A 13,856-nucleotide genomic window follows, 5' to 3' on the forward strand; every position below is an offset into this window, starting at 1 on the left:
ACGGATATGCTTGCTAGAAATGACTGAGGCTCATTCCACCTTCGCAAGATCGCTGCGAATGATGGCTCTGAGTTCGTCGATCGGACGCAGGGAACGGCCATCGTCGACATGCCAGAACATCCATCCGTTGCATGCATCAAGGCCCTGGACTTTCGCGCCAAGGCGATGAATGGAGCCGGCCTCGCCGCCGGAAGCAACCGTGCCATCGGCGCGCACGATGGCGCTATAGCGGCGTCTCGCATCCGTCAGAACCTGGCCGGGCTTGATGAGGCCGCTCTCGATCAGCACGTTGAAAGCGACGCGCACCTCGGCCTTCTTGCCGGTCAGGACGGTCAGTTCCGCCTTGCCGAGCGGCTCGACGGCGGCGATGCGGGCGCTGGCCGCATCGATATAATCCTGCTCGCGCTCGATACCGACGAAGTGGCGGCCCAGGCGCTTGGCAACCGCGCCGGTCGTGCCCGATCCGAAGAAGGGATCGAGGATGATGTCGCCGGGCTTGGACGAGGCCATGATGACGCGGGCAAGCAGTGCTTCCGGCTTCTGCGTCGGATGCACTTTCTTGCCGTCGTCGCCCTTCAGCCGCTCATTGCCGCTGCAGATCGGGAAGAGCCAGTCGGAGCGCATCTGCACGTCGTCGTTGGCGGCCTTCATGGCATCGTAGTTAAAGGTATAGCCCTTGGCCTTGGCGTTCGGGCTCGCCCAGATCATCGTCTCGTGGGCGTTCTGGAAACGGCGGCCCTTGAAATTCGGCATCGGATTGGTCTTGCGCCAGACGATGTCGTTCAAGATCCAGAAGTTCAGATCCTGCATCGTCGCGCCGACGCGGAAGATGTTGTGATAGGAGCCGATGACCCAGATCGTGCCCGTCGGCTTCAGCACGCGGCGGCAGGCGAGCAGCCAGGCGCGGGTGAAGGCATCATAGGCTTCGAAGGAGGCGAACTGATCCCATTCGTCATCGACCGCGTCGACCAGCGACTGGTCCGGGCGATGCAGCGTGCCGCCAAGCTGGAGATTGTATGGCGGGTCGGCGAAGATGACGTCGACGGATTGATTGGGCAGTGCCTCAAGAGCGGCCACGCAATCGCCCTTGATGATCGTGTCGATCCAGGAACCCGGAACTGCTGAGGTCCTGAGGTCGGCAAGCGGGAAAACTGACGCCATTTGATACTCGCTGTTACACTTACTCGGTGCTCTTAACTGAGTGTTATGGTTACCTAACTTGGTTACCAAAGACTGAAGCGACAGCACATTTTCCAAATTCCCGAGGAAGCCCCCGGGAATTTATCGCTCGTTGAATGGCGCCATCACGCCGAATTGTCTTGGATGTCGTGGACTGCGTGACTGTCATCAGGCGCTTCGGCCCGCTCCGTCATCCCATAGTCGCGAAGCACCTGCGCAACACGCAGCCGATAATCGGCGAATACCGTCTTGCGGCCCGTTTTCTGGGCGGCGCGATGCGCCTCGCGGTTTCGCCACTCGCGAACGGCAGCTTCATCGCGCCAGAAGGAAAGCGACAGGATCTTGCCTGGCTGGCTGAGGCTCTCGAAGCGCTCGATGGAGACGAAACCGTCGATCGCTTCCAGTTCGGAGCGCAGCCTTGCAGCGATGTCGAGATAGTGCTGGCGTTCACCGGGATGGGGAATGACTTCGAAAATAACTGCGATCATGGCGACATCCTCTGAGCGTGCGGCAGGGATACATTTTTCAGGAAAATGCGATCTTCCTGCAAGATGAACCGCTCGCGGCGGGAAAAATCATGATTGGCCCTGGCCAGCGGATCGGCGGCGAGGCTCTTGCGATAGGCTTCGTAGGCAGTCAGGTTTTCGATATTGTAGATGCCGTAGGCCGTCGTCAGCGACCCCTCATGCGGGGCAAAATAGCCGATCAGATCGGCGCCGTTTCGCGGGATGATCTGACCCCAGGCCTTGCCATATTCGCCGAAGGCTTCCTGCTTGAACGGATCGATCTGATAGCGGATGAAACAGGTGATCATTGGCTTTCTCCTTTGCTGATGCGAAAGTTTTCGCACATTGCAGAACGGAGATGCTTCGGCTACGATCGAAGTATGAAGGAAGGTCCAGACATTGCACAGATCGGCTCGCTGATCGGCGATCCGGCACGAGCGAACATCTTGACGGCGTTGATGGGCGGCCGTGCACTGACAGCGACGGAACTGGCAGCAGCGGCCGGCGTGACGCTGCAGACCGCAAGCGCCCATCTTTCCAAGCTCGAAGCGGGTGGGTTGCTGGCGCAGCGCAAGCAGGGTCGCCATCGCTATTTCACGCTGGCAGACGATCGCGTCGGCAAGCTGCTTGAAGGCATCATGGGTTTTGCGGCAAGCCGCGGACATTTGCGCCATCGTCCCGGACCGAAGGAGCCGGCGCTTCGCAAGGCGCGCATTTGCTACGACCATCTTGCCGGCGATTACGGCGTGCGGATGCTCGACAGCCTGATAGAGGCCGGTTCGATCTCGGTGATGGGAGAAGGTTTGAGCCTGACGGCCGACGGCGAGACGCATTTGGGATCGATCGGCATCGATGTGTCCGGGCTGCGCTCCAGCCGGCGCCCGCTTTGTCGATCCTGCCTGGATTGGAGCGAAAGGCGAGCACATCTGGCCGGCAGCCTCGGCAAGGCGTTGCTTTCGAACTTCCTGGACAAGAGCTGGGCGCGCCGAACCGAAAACAGCCGCTCGATCCTGTTCACGCCCGAAGGCGAGCGCCGTTTTCTGGCGCTCTTTCCTATCGAGGCGCAAGATGGCGACCCGCAGCCGGAGCTGGATGACAAGCCTTAGGCCGCCTTGATAAGCACACCGCTGAAATTGCTGTCAGCAATACGGCTGCAGAGGTCGCCCCATTCGCAGCCGAGGCATGCATGACGGATTTCACCACTGGCGAAATTCCGGCGAAGCTTGGAAAGCAGCCTGGCATCCGGCGCCAACGTGGTTCCGGGGCCGATTTCCTCCCCAAGCAATGCCGCGATATCGGCAAGAGCAGCCGCATCCCGCTCGATGACGGAGGTCTTGTAGCAATGCGGCTCCTCTCCGCCCAGAAGCGGCGCGCAGATATCGTCCGGGCCGGAGACCAGTTTGATCTCCTCCCCTTCCGACAGCCGCTCGGCAATGCGGCGATAGTTGTCGGTGAAGGCTGAGGTATAGCCTTCACCGACGAACGTCAGCATGCAGAGCAGATGATGTGCGCGAAGCCTGACGGTCAATTCAGGCGCGCCTTGCCGCCATAAACCTGAACGGTCTTCAGCACGGCGGCTGCAAGCGCGGACTTCAGCACGGCACCGAGGATGAAGGGCGCAACGCCGAGGAGCCAGCCCTTTTCCGCGCCGATCAAAGCCGCAAGCCATGCACCGCCGATTGCAAGGCACAGGATGTTGGCCGAGAGATGAGCGATGAAGCTGCGTACGACACGATTGCCGCTCCAGCCGCGCTCGGCCAACCAGCCGACCAGAGCTGCAATGATTGGGAAAGACGCCAGATAACCGGCCGTCGGCCCCATGAAAGGCGCAATGCCGCCTGCCCCGCCGGCAAGCACCGGAAAGCCGATCGCGGCTTCGCCGAGCCATGCGAGAACGGTGACCGCGCCAAGACGCCAGCCATAGAGCGCGCCGATCATGGTGATCGCGAATGTCTGCATGGTGATCGGCACGGGCACCATCGGCACCGCGATTTGCGATGCCAGCGCCAAGATCAGCGTTCCCGCAAGAACGAACACAGCCTTGGTGACAAGCGAACGCTGCCCGAGACGGAGCGGATCGAAACCAACTTCATCGTGATGCTGCAACAGGGACATAGGCTCTCCTTTTAGAATTATAGATAATTTTTGAGTCTCATCTATTTTATGAGAGAGATCGTGAAATCAGGCAAGTAGCAAGCCCCCGAAATTCTGAGTAAGCTTGAGATCGCATTGAAAAATAATGACAATAAGATTCAAGAGTGGCGGCGCGCTGGAACTGGATGCTGACAGCGACACGGTGGCGTTAGAGCGAAGAGGGCCTCGCAGAACAACACCCTCAAAGTGTGCTCAACCATACATCTCAAAATTATCTATAATTTTTAGCCAACGATAGCGAAGGCTTCGCGCGTTGATCCCGAAGGCGTGCGCACAGGTGCGCGGCCGATCCATTGCACGTGCTTCTGCAGGATGGCGGCGGCCTCATCGGCTCGCCCCTGGCGCAATGCCGCCAGAATGGCGCGGTGATCGTGATCCGTGCGCTTTTCCCAGCCGGATTGCCACGCAGAGAAGAGAAAGCGGGCGCTGGCGGCATGCAGGTCATCGATGGCGGCCAGCAGGCGCGCCATGCCGCAGGGTGCGAGAATCAGGCGGTGGAAGCGGCGATTCGCCTCCTCCCAGGCATGGACGTCACCGGCGGCATCGCCGTCGCGCGTCGCCTGCTCGGCTTCGTCCAGAATGGCTGACGTCAGATGCGGCGCCGCGTGCTTCAGCGCAAGGCCCTCCAGCGCTGCCCGCATTTCCGCGACCTCGCGGACTTCCTTGAGATCGAAAGAGGCGACGCGAACGCCGCGGCGCGGCAGGTTGATCGCCAGCCCTTGAGCCTCCAGCCGCCGGAACGCCTCGCGCACGGGCACATGGCTGGTGCCGAATTCCTCAGCGATGTGATCCTGCCGCAAGTGCGCATCGGGCGCGATCTCGCCACGGATGATGCGGTCGGCAAGCACCCGGCTGATGCGGCTGGCAATGGTGTCGTCGCGCTCCTTGGCCATGGCCGATCCTTAAAGGCGGGCCTGCCTGATGTCGAGCGACAAGCGATGGCCATCGCCGCTTTTGCGCATTTCGACCCTTTCGTTCACTGCAGCGCAGCCATGCCCGCCAATTGGTTGAGCTTTGTCGACATATCGTGTAAAGCGCGACGGTCATTTTTCAGAGCATCTCCCGAAACACCGAAATTTCCTGGAGCGTGCCCAACCCAGCCACATCAAAGGCAGCAATTTTCATGAGCAATGGCTTCGACCTCATCATCTTCGACTGCGACGGCGTTCTGGTCGATTCGGAAATCATCGCGGCGCAGGTCGAATCGAAGCTGCTGACCGATGCGGGCTACCCGATCAGCACCGAGGAAATGGGCGAGCGCTTCGCCGGCATGACCTGGCGCAACATCCTGTTCGAAGTCGAGCGCGAGGCCAGCATCCCGCTCTCCGCTTCGCTGCTCGACAAGTCGGAAAAGATCCTTGATCTCGCGCTTGCCAATGAGGTTCAGCCTATATCTGGTGTTCCGCTGGCGCTATCGCGACTGCCGATGCCGCGCTGCATCTGCTCGAACTCCAGCTCCGCCCGCCTCGAGATGATGCTGACGAAGGTCGGCTACATCAAGCTGTTTGCACCGCATATCTATTCCGCCAAGGATCTCGGCGCTGACCGCGTGAAGCCGAAGCCGGACATTTTCCTGCATGGCGCGAAGCAGATGAATGTCAGCCCGGCCAACACGATCGTCGTTGAGGATTCGGTTCACGGCGTCCAGGCGGCGCGCGCCGCCGGCATGCGCGTCATCGGCTTTACCGGCGCGTCACACACCTACCCCTCCCATGCCGACCGGCTGACCGATGCCGGCGCCGAAACGGTCGTCAGCCGCATGGCCGACCTGCCTGGCGTCGTCATGGCACTCGCTGAATGGGATGGCGTGCTCTAAGGGCACGTCGCTAGGCGTCTTAACTCGTAACTGGAATATTGAAGCCTTGCGTTCCTCCGATGCAAGTCGGAACGCTGCGACCTTGGCCGCAGGTTTTGCTGGCGCCGAAACAGCGGGGAATGTGTCCGATAGTGGGTATATAGAGCGCGGCAACGGCTTGCTTCAAGACCCCGGTGCCCGGGTATAACGCTTCCGAAAAGCACACGGAGGAAGCAAATGCCCGCCAACGACGATGCCATTCCGCAACGATTCTATCACGGCACTCGGGCCAACCTGAAACCGGGAGACTTGATCGCAGTTGGCTACAAATCCAATTATGGCACGGGCAAACCGCTGTCCTGGGTCTATCTCACCGGCACGCTGGATGCTGCTATTTGGGGCGCCGAGCTCGCCGCGGGCGACGGTCGGGAGAGGATCTACATTGTGGAGCCGACCGGCTCGATCGTGAACGATCCCAACCTGACGGACAAGAAATTCCCCGGCAATCCGACGCAGTCCTATCGCTCGCGGGAGCCGTTGCGGGTGATAGGCGAGGTTACGGAGTGGCAAGGCCACTCTCCAGAACGATTGCAGGAAATGAAGGACAATGTTCAGCGCGCGAGGGCACAAGGCGCTCAAATTATCGACTGACGCAACCGCTCGGTTTGGTCGGGACAACGGCTAGGCAACGGGCGGAGCCGACATCGATTCCATCTGGCTTCCGCAAAAGAATGGCCCTGCCAAATAGCAGGACCATTCAACCTAATCAGTGTCAAATGCAGTTTGCGCACGCCATAATAATAGCGCCGCAGCACGGCCGACGTGCCTAGTGACGCTTCTTGCGCACCGGCTTTTCGCCCTTCGCAGGCTTCTGCGGGCCTTGATCGAAGCCGATCTGGACGATCGTAAAGCCGCCGGAGCCGCCGGCAACCTGGATGTCGTCATCGGTAAAGAGGAACTGCGCCGTGGTCTCGCCCGGCGGAATTTCAGCCGTGTACATGATGGTCTTGCTGTAGAGGGCGTTGTCGTTGTCCATGACGGCAACATGGATCGGCAGGGTCACTTTGCCGGAGCTGCCCATCGGGCCGGCAACCAGGCGCCCCTGTGCAACCACATGGATGCCGAGGCTGGTACCGTCGCTCGTGCATTGGCGGGTCGCCTGCGCCAGCGAAGCCTGATACATCAGCTGGCTGGCATCATCCTTGGCGCCCTTGGCGTAAGTGCGATAGACCGAGTCCTCGTCGCGGATGACAGCCTGTGGGCATTTGCCGGCGACATAGGTTTGAGCGCCGGTCGGCGCAGCAGTCGCGGCTCCGGCTTGCGGCGCCACCGTGATGTCAGCCCCTGGCTGCTTCTCACTGTTGCCACCAATACCGAGAGTGCTGCAGCCCGTCAGCAATGCCAGAAGCGAAGCGGAGAAAAGACGACGCGAAACCCTGCCAAACACTATAATTCCACCCTCTCCATATAATTCACATTATCGGCCTGAAGCCTGTCCGACGGGCCTTTTATGACACTTGGCGATGGTCTATACCAGCGGCGCAGCGAAAAATCGATTGGGTAGACACCGTTTTGGCTCACTTTTCGAGATCGACATATTGCCACAAACAGCCTCCGTCCGGCGCTGATCCCACGCGCCTTGCGCAAACGCGAAAACCACGCGGCTGATCCGACGCAAAAAGACAGGCCGCCGCCGCTTCGTTCCTCTACTCTCTCAACCGATCACTCAGGCAATTTTGCGACCAAAGGAATTCTATACCGTGGACTACATTTCAACGCGGGGAGAAGCCCCTGCCCTTGGCTTCTGTGATGCCCTCCTGGCTGGCCTTGCCCGTGACGGCGGGCTCTATGTTCCCCGTGAATGGCCTGTCCTGACGAAAAAGGAAATCCGCGCCTTCCGTGGCAAGAGTTATCAGGACGTCGCCTTCGCGGTCCTGTCGCCCTTTACCAATGGCGAGATCCCGGCCGACGTCTTCCGAGGCATGATCGACGACGCCTATGCCACGTTCAGGCATCCGGCGGTGGCCCCGCTCGTCCAGACCGGGCCGAACAGCTTCGTCATGGAGCTCTTCCACGGCACGACGCTCGCCTTCAAGGATGTCGCCATGCAGCTGCTGGCGCGGCTGATGGACTATGCGCTGGAAAAGCGCGGCCAGCGCGCAACCATCGTCGGCGCCACATCCGGCGATACCGGTGGCGCTGCCATCGACGCCTTTGCCGGTCGCGAGCGCACCGACATCTTCATTCTGTTCCCGCATGGCAAGGTCTCGCCGGTGCAGCAGCGGCAGATGACCACGTCGACGGCGGCGAACGTTCATGCCCTTGCACTCAAGGGCAATTTCGACGACTGCCAGAACCTCGTCAAAGCCATGTTCAACGACGCTTCGTTCCGCGACAAGGTCAAGCTTTCCGGCGTCAACTCGATCAACTGGGCGCGAATCATGGCGCAGGTGGTCTATTATTTCACCACTGCCGTTGCGCTCGGCGGTCCGGACCGGAAAATTTCCTTCACCGTACCGACGGGCAATTTCGGCGACATCTTCGCCGGCTACGCCGCCAAGCGGATGGGCCTGCCGATCGAGCGGCTGGTGATCGCCACCAATGAGAACGACATCCTCGCACGCATGCTGAAGACCGGCCGCTACGAGATGCGCTCCGTCAAGGCGACCAGCGCGCCGTCGATGGATATCCAGATCTCTTCCAATTTCGAACGGCTGCTGTTCGAGGCCAATGGCCGCGACGCTTCCAAGGTGCGCGCCGCCATGGAGAGCCTGAAGCAGTCGAACGGTTTTTCGATCAGCAAGGAGGCCTTGAAGTTCATCAAGAAGGACTTCCGTGCCGGCCGCGCCAGCGAGAAGCAGGTGGCCGAAACGATCCGCAAGACCCTTGCCGATACAGGCTATCTGCTCGATCCGCACACCGCGATCGGCGTCTTCGTCGCCGAAAAGAACGAGCGTACCACAAGCCCGATGGTGACGCTTGCCACCGCCCATCCGGCAAAATTCCCCGCCGCAGTAAAATCCGCATCCGGTATTGACCCGGCGCTTCCGACGTGGCTTGCTGGTCTGATGACCAGGGAGGAGCGTTTCGATATTCTCGATCCGGAACTTAAAGCCGTTGAAAGCTTTATCGGAAAACATACCCGGACCGGTGAATAACAGACGCGGAAAGACAGGCGATGACAGTGGAGTGCACCCGGCTAGCGTCCGGGCTGACAGTAGCGACCCAATCGATGCCACACCTCGAAAGCGTGGCGCTCGGCGTTTGGATCAAGTCGGGTTCGCGTAACGAGACCGAAGCGGAACACGGGATCGCGCATCTGCTCGAGCATATGGCGTTCAAGGGCACGGCACGGCGCACAGCTCGCGAGATCGCCGAGGAAATCGAGAATGTCGGCGGCGAAGTCAACGCCGCCACCTCGACCGAGACCACCTCTTATTACGCTCGCGTTTTGAAGGACCATGTGCCACTCGCCGTCGATATCCTTGCCGATATCCTGACCGAGTCCGCTTTCGACGAGGAAGAACTCGCCCGTGAAAAGCAGGTCATCCTGCAGGAAATCAATGCCGCGAACGACACGCCCGACGATGTTGTTTTCGACAAGTTTTCCGAGGTCGCCTACCGCGGCCAGACGCTCGGTCGTGCCATCCTCGGCACGCCGGAGACCGTCGTCTCTTTCTCGCCCGCGCAGATTCGCGGCTATCTTGATCGCAATTACACCACCGACCGCATGTTCGTGGTCGCCGCCGGTGCGGTTGACCACGAAAGCTTCGTGCGCCAGGTCGAGGAGCGCTTTTCCAGCCTGCCGACCAAACCCTCCACTTCGCCCATCATCGAGCCGGCTCGCTATATCGGCGGCAACGTCCGCGAAACGCGCGACCTGATGGACGCGCAGATCCTCCTCGGCTTCGAAGGCCGCGCCTATCACACCCGCGATTTCTATTGTTCGCAGATCCTCGCCAACATCCTCGGCGGCGGCATGTCCTCGCGCCTGTTCCAGGAAGTGCGCGAATTCCGCGGGCTCTGTTATTCGGTCTATGCCTTCCATTGGGGCTTCTCCGACACCGGCATATTCGGCATCCATGCCGCGACCGGCGGCGAGAACCTGCCGGAATTGCTGCCCGTCATCGTGAACGAACTGCACAAGTCGTCCCATGACATCCAGCAGCAGGAAATCGAGCGCGCCCGCGCCCAGATCCGCGCACAGCTCCTGATGGGTCAGGAAAGCCCGGCCGCCCGCGCAGGCCAGGTCGCCCGGCAGATGATGCTCTATGGCCGCCCCATCCCGAACCAGGAGATGCTGGAGCGCCTGGAAGGCATCACCATCGATCGCCTCACGGACCTTGCCGGCCGGCTGTTCTTCGATACAGTACCGACGCTTTCGGCGATCGGGCCGCTCGAACAGCTCGCACCGATGGAAGACATCGTCACGTCGCTGTCGTCGCCGGCGCCTGCTTCCAGAAGCGCAAGCGGCTAAGCGCACGCCGCGGGCCTATGGGTTCAATTCTCGGGGGAGTGCTTGGCGGCATGCAAAAATCTGTCTTTCGGTTTCTCTCACGTCATCCGGACGCGGTTGAACTCGAAAACGACACATATTTGCTGCGCCTGCCACGCCACTCCGACTTCAATCAATGGCATAAGCTTCGGGCTGAAAGCCGCCGCTTCCTAGAACCTTGGGAGCCGACCTGGCGGCATGACGAGTTGACTGAGGCTGCCTATAGGGCGCGCATCATCCGCGGCAAGCAGGAATATAGCTCCGGCCAGGCCATACCGCTGTTCATTTTCCTCAGGGAAAACAGAACGCTGGTTGGCGGCATCACGATCGGCTATATTCGCCGCGGTGCTGCACAGAGCTGCATGATCGGGTATTGGATGGGCGAGCGCTATTCCGGTCAGGGCCACATGTTCGCCGCACTTCAGTTGGTTATACCCTATATCTTTTCCGGACTTGAGTTGCACCGAATTGAAGCAGCCTGTATTCCGGATAACGAGCGTAGCATGCGGCTATTGCAAAAAGCCGGTTTCCAGCGGGAAGGTCATTTGCGCGGTTATCTTAAAATCAACGGTCAGTGGCGCGACCATGTGATGTTTTCAAGGTTGGCATCCGATACCAACCTGAACCGAAGCTCAGACCAGCGATGATCGCCGGATTGATGCAGACGTGGCCGATGGCCCGGCGGCTATGCGCTGTCATAGCAACGCTAGGGGCTGCCATGATGCTGATGATCGCCGGCATGGCGCACGCAGCCGAGCCCGTGAAGATCTCGCGCGACGATACCGCGCTCGACCTGACGGCGACGACGGAAATCTACACCAACCAGGGCGAGGCCTTTCAGGTTTCCACAGCGGCTGGCGCCGACGGTATCCGGCGCCGCATTGAGGTACGATCCTCCTCGCCGAACCACCAGGGCGATTGGGCCGTGTTCGCGCTCGCCAATGTTTCCGAAGAGCAGCTCGAGCGCGTCATCGTCGCTCCGCATTTCCGCCTGGTGAATTCGAAGGTCTTCTGGCCCGATCTCGGCTCGCAGCGCATCGTCGCGATCACGCCGAGCGAAGGCTTCGCGCTCGACCGTCAGCCGAGCGACGAGGCCGATGTCTTCCGCATCACGCTGAACCCCGGCGCCGTCGTCACCTTCGTTGCCGAGCTTTCGTCCCCGAACCTGCCGCAGCTCTATCTCTGGGAACCGAACGCCTACAAGGATACGGTCAACGCCTTCACGCTCTATCGCGGCATCGTGCTTGGCATTGCCGGCCTGCTGGCGGTGTTCCTCACCATTCTTTTCGTGGTGAAGGGCACCTCGATGCTGCCGGCCACGGCCGCACTCGCCTGGGCGGTGCTCGGCTACATCTGCGTGGACTTCGGCTTCCTCGGCAAGCTCATCAGCATAACATCAAGCGACCAGCGAATATGGCGCGCCTGTGCGGAGGTGGCGCTCGCGTCGAGTTTGGTGATCTTCCTCTTCACCTATCTCAATCTCAATCGCTGGCATGCGCATCTCGGCTATGTGACGCTTGCCTGGGTTCTCGGCCTTGCCCTGCTCTTCGGCGTCGCGATCTACGATCCGTCGATTGCAGCCGGCATCGCGCGTCTATCGCTGGCGCTGACGGCAACGGCCGGCCTGCTGCTCATCATCTATCTCGGCTTCAGCCGTTACGACCGCGCCATCCTGCTCGTCCCCGCCTGGGCACTCATCCTCGTCTGGCTGTTCGGGGCCTGGATGACGGTCACGGGCAAGCTCGACAACGACATCATTCAGCCGGCGCTCGGCGGTGGCCTCGTGCTCATCGTCCTGCTGATCGGCTTCACCGTCATGCAGCACGCCTTTGCCGGCGGCGCCTTCCAGCAGGGCCTGTTCTCGGATCTGGAGCGGCAATCCCTGGCGCTCACAGGTTCCGGCGACACCGTTTGGGATTGGGACGTGGCGCGCGACCGTGTCGTCACAACACCCGATATCTCCATGAAGCTCGGCCTTTCCCCCGGCAGCATGCACGGCGCGGCACGCAATTGGCTGCCGCGGCTGCACCCCGACGACCGGGATCGTTTCCGCGCGACGCTCGACGTGCTTCTGGAGCATCGCCGCGGCCGGCTGAACCACGAATTCCGCATTCGCGCGGAGGACGGACATTTCCACTGGCTGTCGATCCGCGCCCGGCCGGTGCTTGGCTCCAACGGCGAGATCATTCGCTGCGTCGGAACCATCGTCGATATCACGGAGCAGAAGAACTCGGTCGAACGGCTGCTGCACGACGCAGTCCATGACAATCTGACCGGATTGCCGAACCGCCAGGTCTTCCTCGATCGCCTTCAGGCCGTTCTGACGCTCGCATCGGAGGGCAACCAGCTCAGGCCGACCGTCATGGTCATCGACATCGATCGCTACAAACTCGTCAACGACACGCTCGGTTTTGCCGCTGGCGACAATATCCTGATCGCGTTGACCCGGCGCCTGCGCCGCCTGATGAAACCGCAGGATACGTTGGCGCGTCTTTCGGGCGACCAGTTCGGCCTCATCCTCGTTTCCGAGCGCGATCCCGCCAAGGTCGCGGATTTTGCCGATGCGATCAGCAAGGCGATCATGGTGCCGATCAATTTCGCCAACCGTGAGATCATCCTGACGGCCTCGGTCGGGCTGACGTCCTGGGTCGACCAGCAGGAAAATGCGGCGGGCATGCTGAGCGACGCGGAACTCGCGATGTATCGCGCCAAGCGCGCCGGCGGCAATCGCGTCGAACCCTTCCAGCCAGCGTTCCGCAGTTTCGGCACCGACCGGCTGCAGCTCGAAACGGATCTCCGCCGCGCCGTCGAGCGCAAGGAGCTCTCGCTCGTCTATCAGCCGATCGTGCGGCTCGAAGATGCCGAGGTCGCAGGCTTCGAGGCGCTGATGCGCTGGGAACATCCCAAGCGCGGCAATATTCCGCCAACGGAATTCATCCCCATTGCCGAGGCATCCGATATCATCGGCCCGCTCGGAATGTTCGCGCTGGAGCAGGCGACCAACGACCTGAAGGCGTGGCAGCGGCAAACCGGCGACCTGCCGCTGTTCGTCTCTATCAATCTTTCCAGCGTGCAGCTGCTGAACAACGAGCTTTACGACGATATCCGCGCCCTGCTCGCCAAGACCCATTGCGATCCGCACCGCATCAAGCTGGAGCTGACGGAATCGCAGGTGATGGAGAATCCGGAACAGGCGCGGCTGGTGCTCGACAAGCTGCGCGACGCCGGTATCGGACTGGCGCTCGACGATTTCGGCACCGGCTATTCATCGCTTGCCTATCTCACCCGCTTCCCCTTCGACACGATCAAGCTCGACAAGGCCATGGTCCGCGACGAGAGCGACAAGAAGGCCGTGCTGCTGCGCTCGGTCATCTCCATGGCGCGCGAACTCAACATGCGCGTCGTCGCCGAAGGTATCGAATCCGAGGAAGATGCACTGGAGCTTGCCAAGATCGGCTGCACCTACGGCCAGAGCTTCATCTTTGGGCCGCCGATGGGCTCTGATTCCGTGATCCGCCTCTTGAAGGAACGCTTTCCGCTGACGAAGCGCGCCTAGAGCATTTCCGCTTTTCTTCGAATCGCGAAAACGCTCTATCCTCTTGTTTCTTTACGCATTCCGGACGGAAAACCGCTGCGCACTTTTCCTGGAAATGCTCTAACAACAAGGTCCACCTCCTCCTTGAGGGGGGGGAGGTCGCGGCGGAACGCGCGGATGGGGGTGACCCCG

General features: G+C 60.8%; 14 protein-coding genes. 7 read left to right on the plus strand and 7 right to left on the minus strand.

Translation table 11 applies throughout. The features are described 5' to 3' along the window. Nucleotides 1-30 precede the first annotated feature (30 nt). From ACIQWP_RS23965 to ACIQWP_RS23975, 3 genes are all read right to left on the minus strand, one after another. Complete coding sequence (locus tag ACIQWP_RS23965) at nt 31-1,161, minus strand: site-specific DNA-methyltransferase (protein WP_402792996.1); 1,131 nt, start codon at nt 1,159-1,161, stop codon at nt 31-33. A 143-nt stretch (nt 1,162-1,304) separates the two neighbouring features. After that, a complete protein-coding gene (locus tag ACIQWP_RS23970) occupies nt 1,305-1,667 on the minus strand; it encodes an antibiotic biosynthesis monooxygenase family protein (RefSeq protein ID WP_402792998.1) in 363 nt (120 codons plus the stop codon). Beyond that, nucleotides 1,664-1,993 (minus strand): NIPSNAP family protein, encoded by a 330-nt coding sequence (locus ACIQWP_RS23975; RefSeq protein WP_402793000.1) that lies wholly within the window; start codon nt 1,991-1,993, stop codon nt 1,664-1,666. The genes ACIQWP_RS23970 and ACIQWP_RS23975 overlap by 4 nt, the downstream gene beginning before the upstream one ends. 72 nt (nt 1,994-2,065) lie before the next feature. Here ACIQWP_RS23975 and ACIQWP_RS23980 point away from each other — a divergent pair, with 72 nt between their 5' ends. Then, nucleotides 2,066-2,791: an ArsR/SmtB family transcription factor gene (locus tag ACIQWP_RS23980; RefSeq protein WP_402793002.1), complete on the plus strand. Its 726-nt coding sequence runs from the start codon at nt 2,066-2,068 to the stop codon at nt 2,789-2,791. Here the strand turns inward: ACIQWP_RS23980 and ACIQWP_RS23985 are convergent. The 3 genes from ACIQWP_RS23985 to ACIQWP_RS23995 all read right to left on the minus strand — a co-directional run bounded on the left by ACIQWP_RS23985 (nt 2,788) and on the right by ACIQWP_RS23995 (nt 4,732). Further along, the gene (locus tag ACIQWP_RS23985) at nt 2,788-3,213 is read right to left on the minus strand and encodes a DUF1284 domain-containing protein (RefSeq protein WP_402793004.1); all 426 of its coding nucleotides are present in this window, start codon (nt 3,211-3,213) and stop codon (nt 2,788-2,790) included. The genes ACIQWP_RS23980 and ACIQWP_RS23985 overlap by 4 nt on opposite strands. Further along, nucleotides 3,210-3,800: a biotin transporter BioY gene (locus ACIQWP_RS23990; RefSeq protein WP_402793006.1), complete on the minus strand. Its 591-nt coding sequence runs from the start codon at nt 3,798-3,800 to the stop codon at nt 3,210-3,212. Before ACIQWP_RS23990 ends, ACIQWP_RS23985 begins: the two co-directional genes overlap by 4 nt. A gap of 263 nt (nt 3,801-4,063) precedes the next feature. Then, nucleotides 4,064-4,732: a GntR family transcriptional regulator gene (locus ACIQWP_RS23995; protein WP_402793008.1), complete on the minus strand. Its 669-nt coding sequence runs from the start codon at nt 4,730-4,732 to the stop codon at nt 4,064-4,066. A gap of 230 nt (nt 4,733-4,962) precedes the next feature. Here ACIQWP_RS23995 and ACIQWP_RS24000 point away from each other — a divergent pair, with 230 nt between their 5' ends. Continuing rightward, nucleotides 4,963-5,655, plus strand: coding sequence for an HAD-IA family hydrolase (locus tag ACIQWP_RS24000; RefSeq protein ID WP_402793010.1), 693 nt, complete (start codon nt 4,963-4,965; stop codon nt 5,653-5,655). A gap of 216 nt (nt 5,656-5,871) precedes the next feature. Next, nucleotides 5,872-6,285, plus strand: coding sequence for an NAD(+)--rifampin ADP-ribosyltransferase (gene arr / locus ACIQWP_RS24005; protein WP_402793012.1), 414 nt, complete (start codon nt 5,872-5,874; stop codon nt 6,283-6,285). A gap of 175 nt (nt 6,286-6,460) precedes the next feature. Here the strand turns inward: arr and ACIQWP_RS24010 are convergent, their stop codons facing one another. Then, on the minus strand, nt 6,461-7,081 hold the full coding sequence (locus ACIQWP_RS24010) for a hypothetical protein (protein WP_402793014.1): 621 nt from the start codon (nt 7,079-7,081) through the stop codon (nt 6,461-6,463). Between the two features lie 313 nt (nt 7,082-7,394). On the opposite strand from ACIQWP_RS24010, the gene thrC reads away from it, so the two are divergent. Genes thrC through ACIQWP_RS24030 form a run of 4 tightly spaced genes read left to right on the plus strand, consistent with a single transcriptional unit; the run spans nt 7,395 to nt 13,685 of the window. Then, a complete protein-coding gene (gene thrC / locus ACIQWP_RS24015) occupies nt 7,395-8,792 on the plus strand; it encodes a threonine synthase (protein WP_402793016.1) in 1,398 nt (465 codons plus the stop codon). Nucleotides 8,793-8,812: 20 nt separating this feature from the next. After that, nucleotides 8,813-10,111 carry a M16 family metallopeptidase gene (locus tag ACIQWP_RS24020; protein ID WP_402793018.1) on the plus strand — a complete coding sequence of 433 codons (1,299 nt, stop codon included), beginning with the start codon at nt 8,813-8,815 and terminating at the stop codon, nt 10,109-10,111. Between the two features lie 50 nt (nt 10,112-10,161). Next, nucleotides 10,162-10,776 carry a GNAT family N-acetyltransferase gene (locus ACIQWP_RS24025; protein WP_402793019.1) on the plus strand — a complete coding sequence of 205 codons (615 nt, stop codon included), beginning with the start codon at nt 10,162-10,164 and terminating at the stop codon, nt 10,774-10,776. Beyond that, on the plus strand, nt 10,773-13,685 hold the full coding sequence (locus tag ACIQWP_RS24030) for an EAL domain-containing protein (protein ID WP_402793021.1): 2,913 nt from the start codon (nt 10,773-10,775) through the stop codon (nt 13,683-13,685). Before ACIQWP_RS24025 ends, ACIQWP_RS24030 begins: the two co-directional genes overlap by 4 nt. The last annotated feature ends 171 nt before the right edge of the window (nt 13,686-13,856 follow it).

This window comes from Rhizobium sp. NPDC090279, from assembly GCF_044769665.1.
In the GTDB taxonomy this organism is placed as follows: Bacteria; Pseudomonadota; Alphaproteobacteria; order Rhizobiales; family Rhizobiaceae; genus Rhizobium.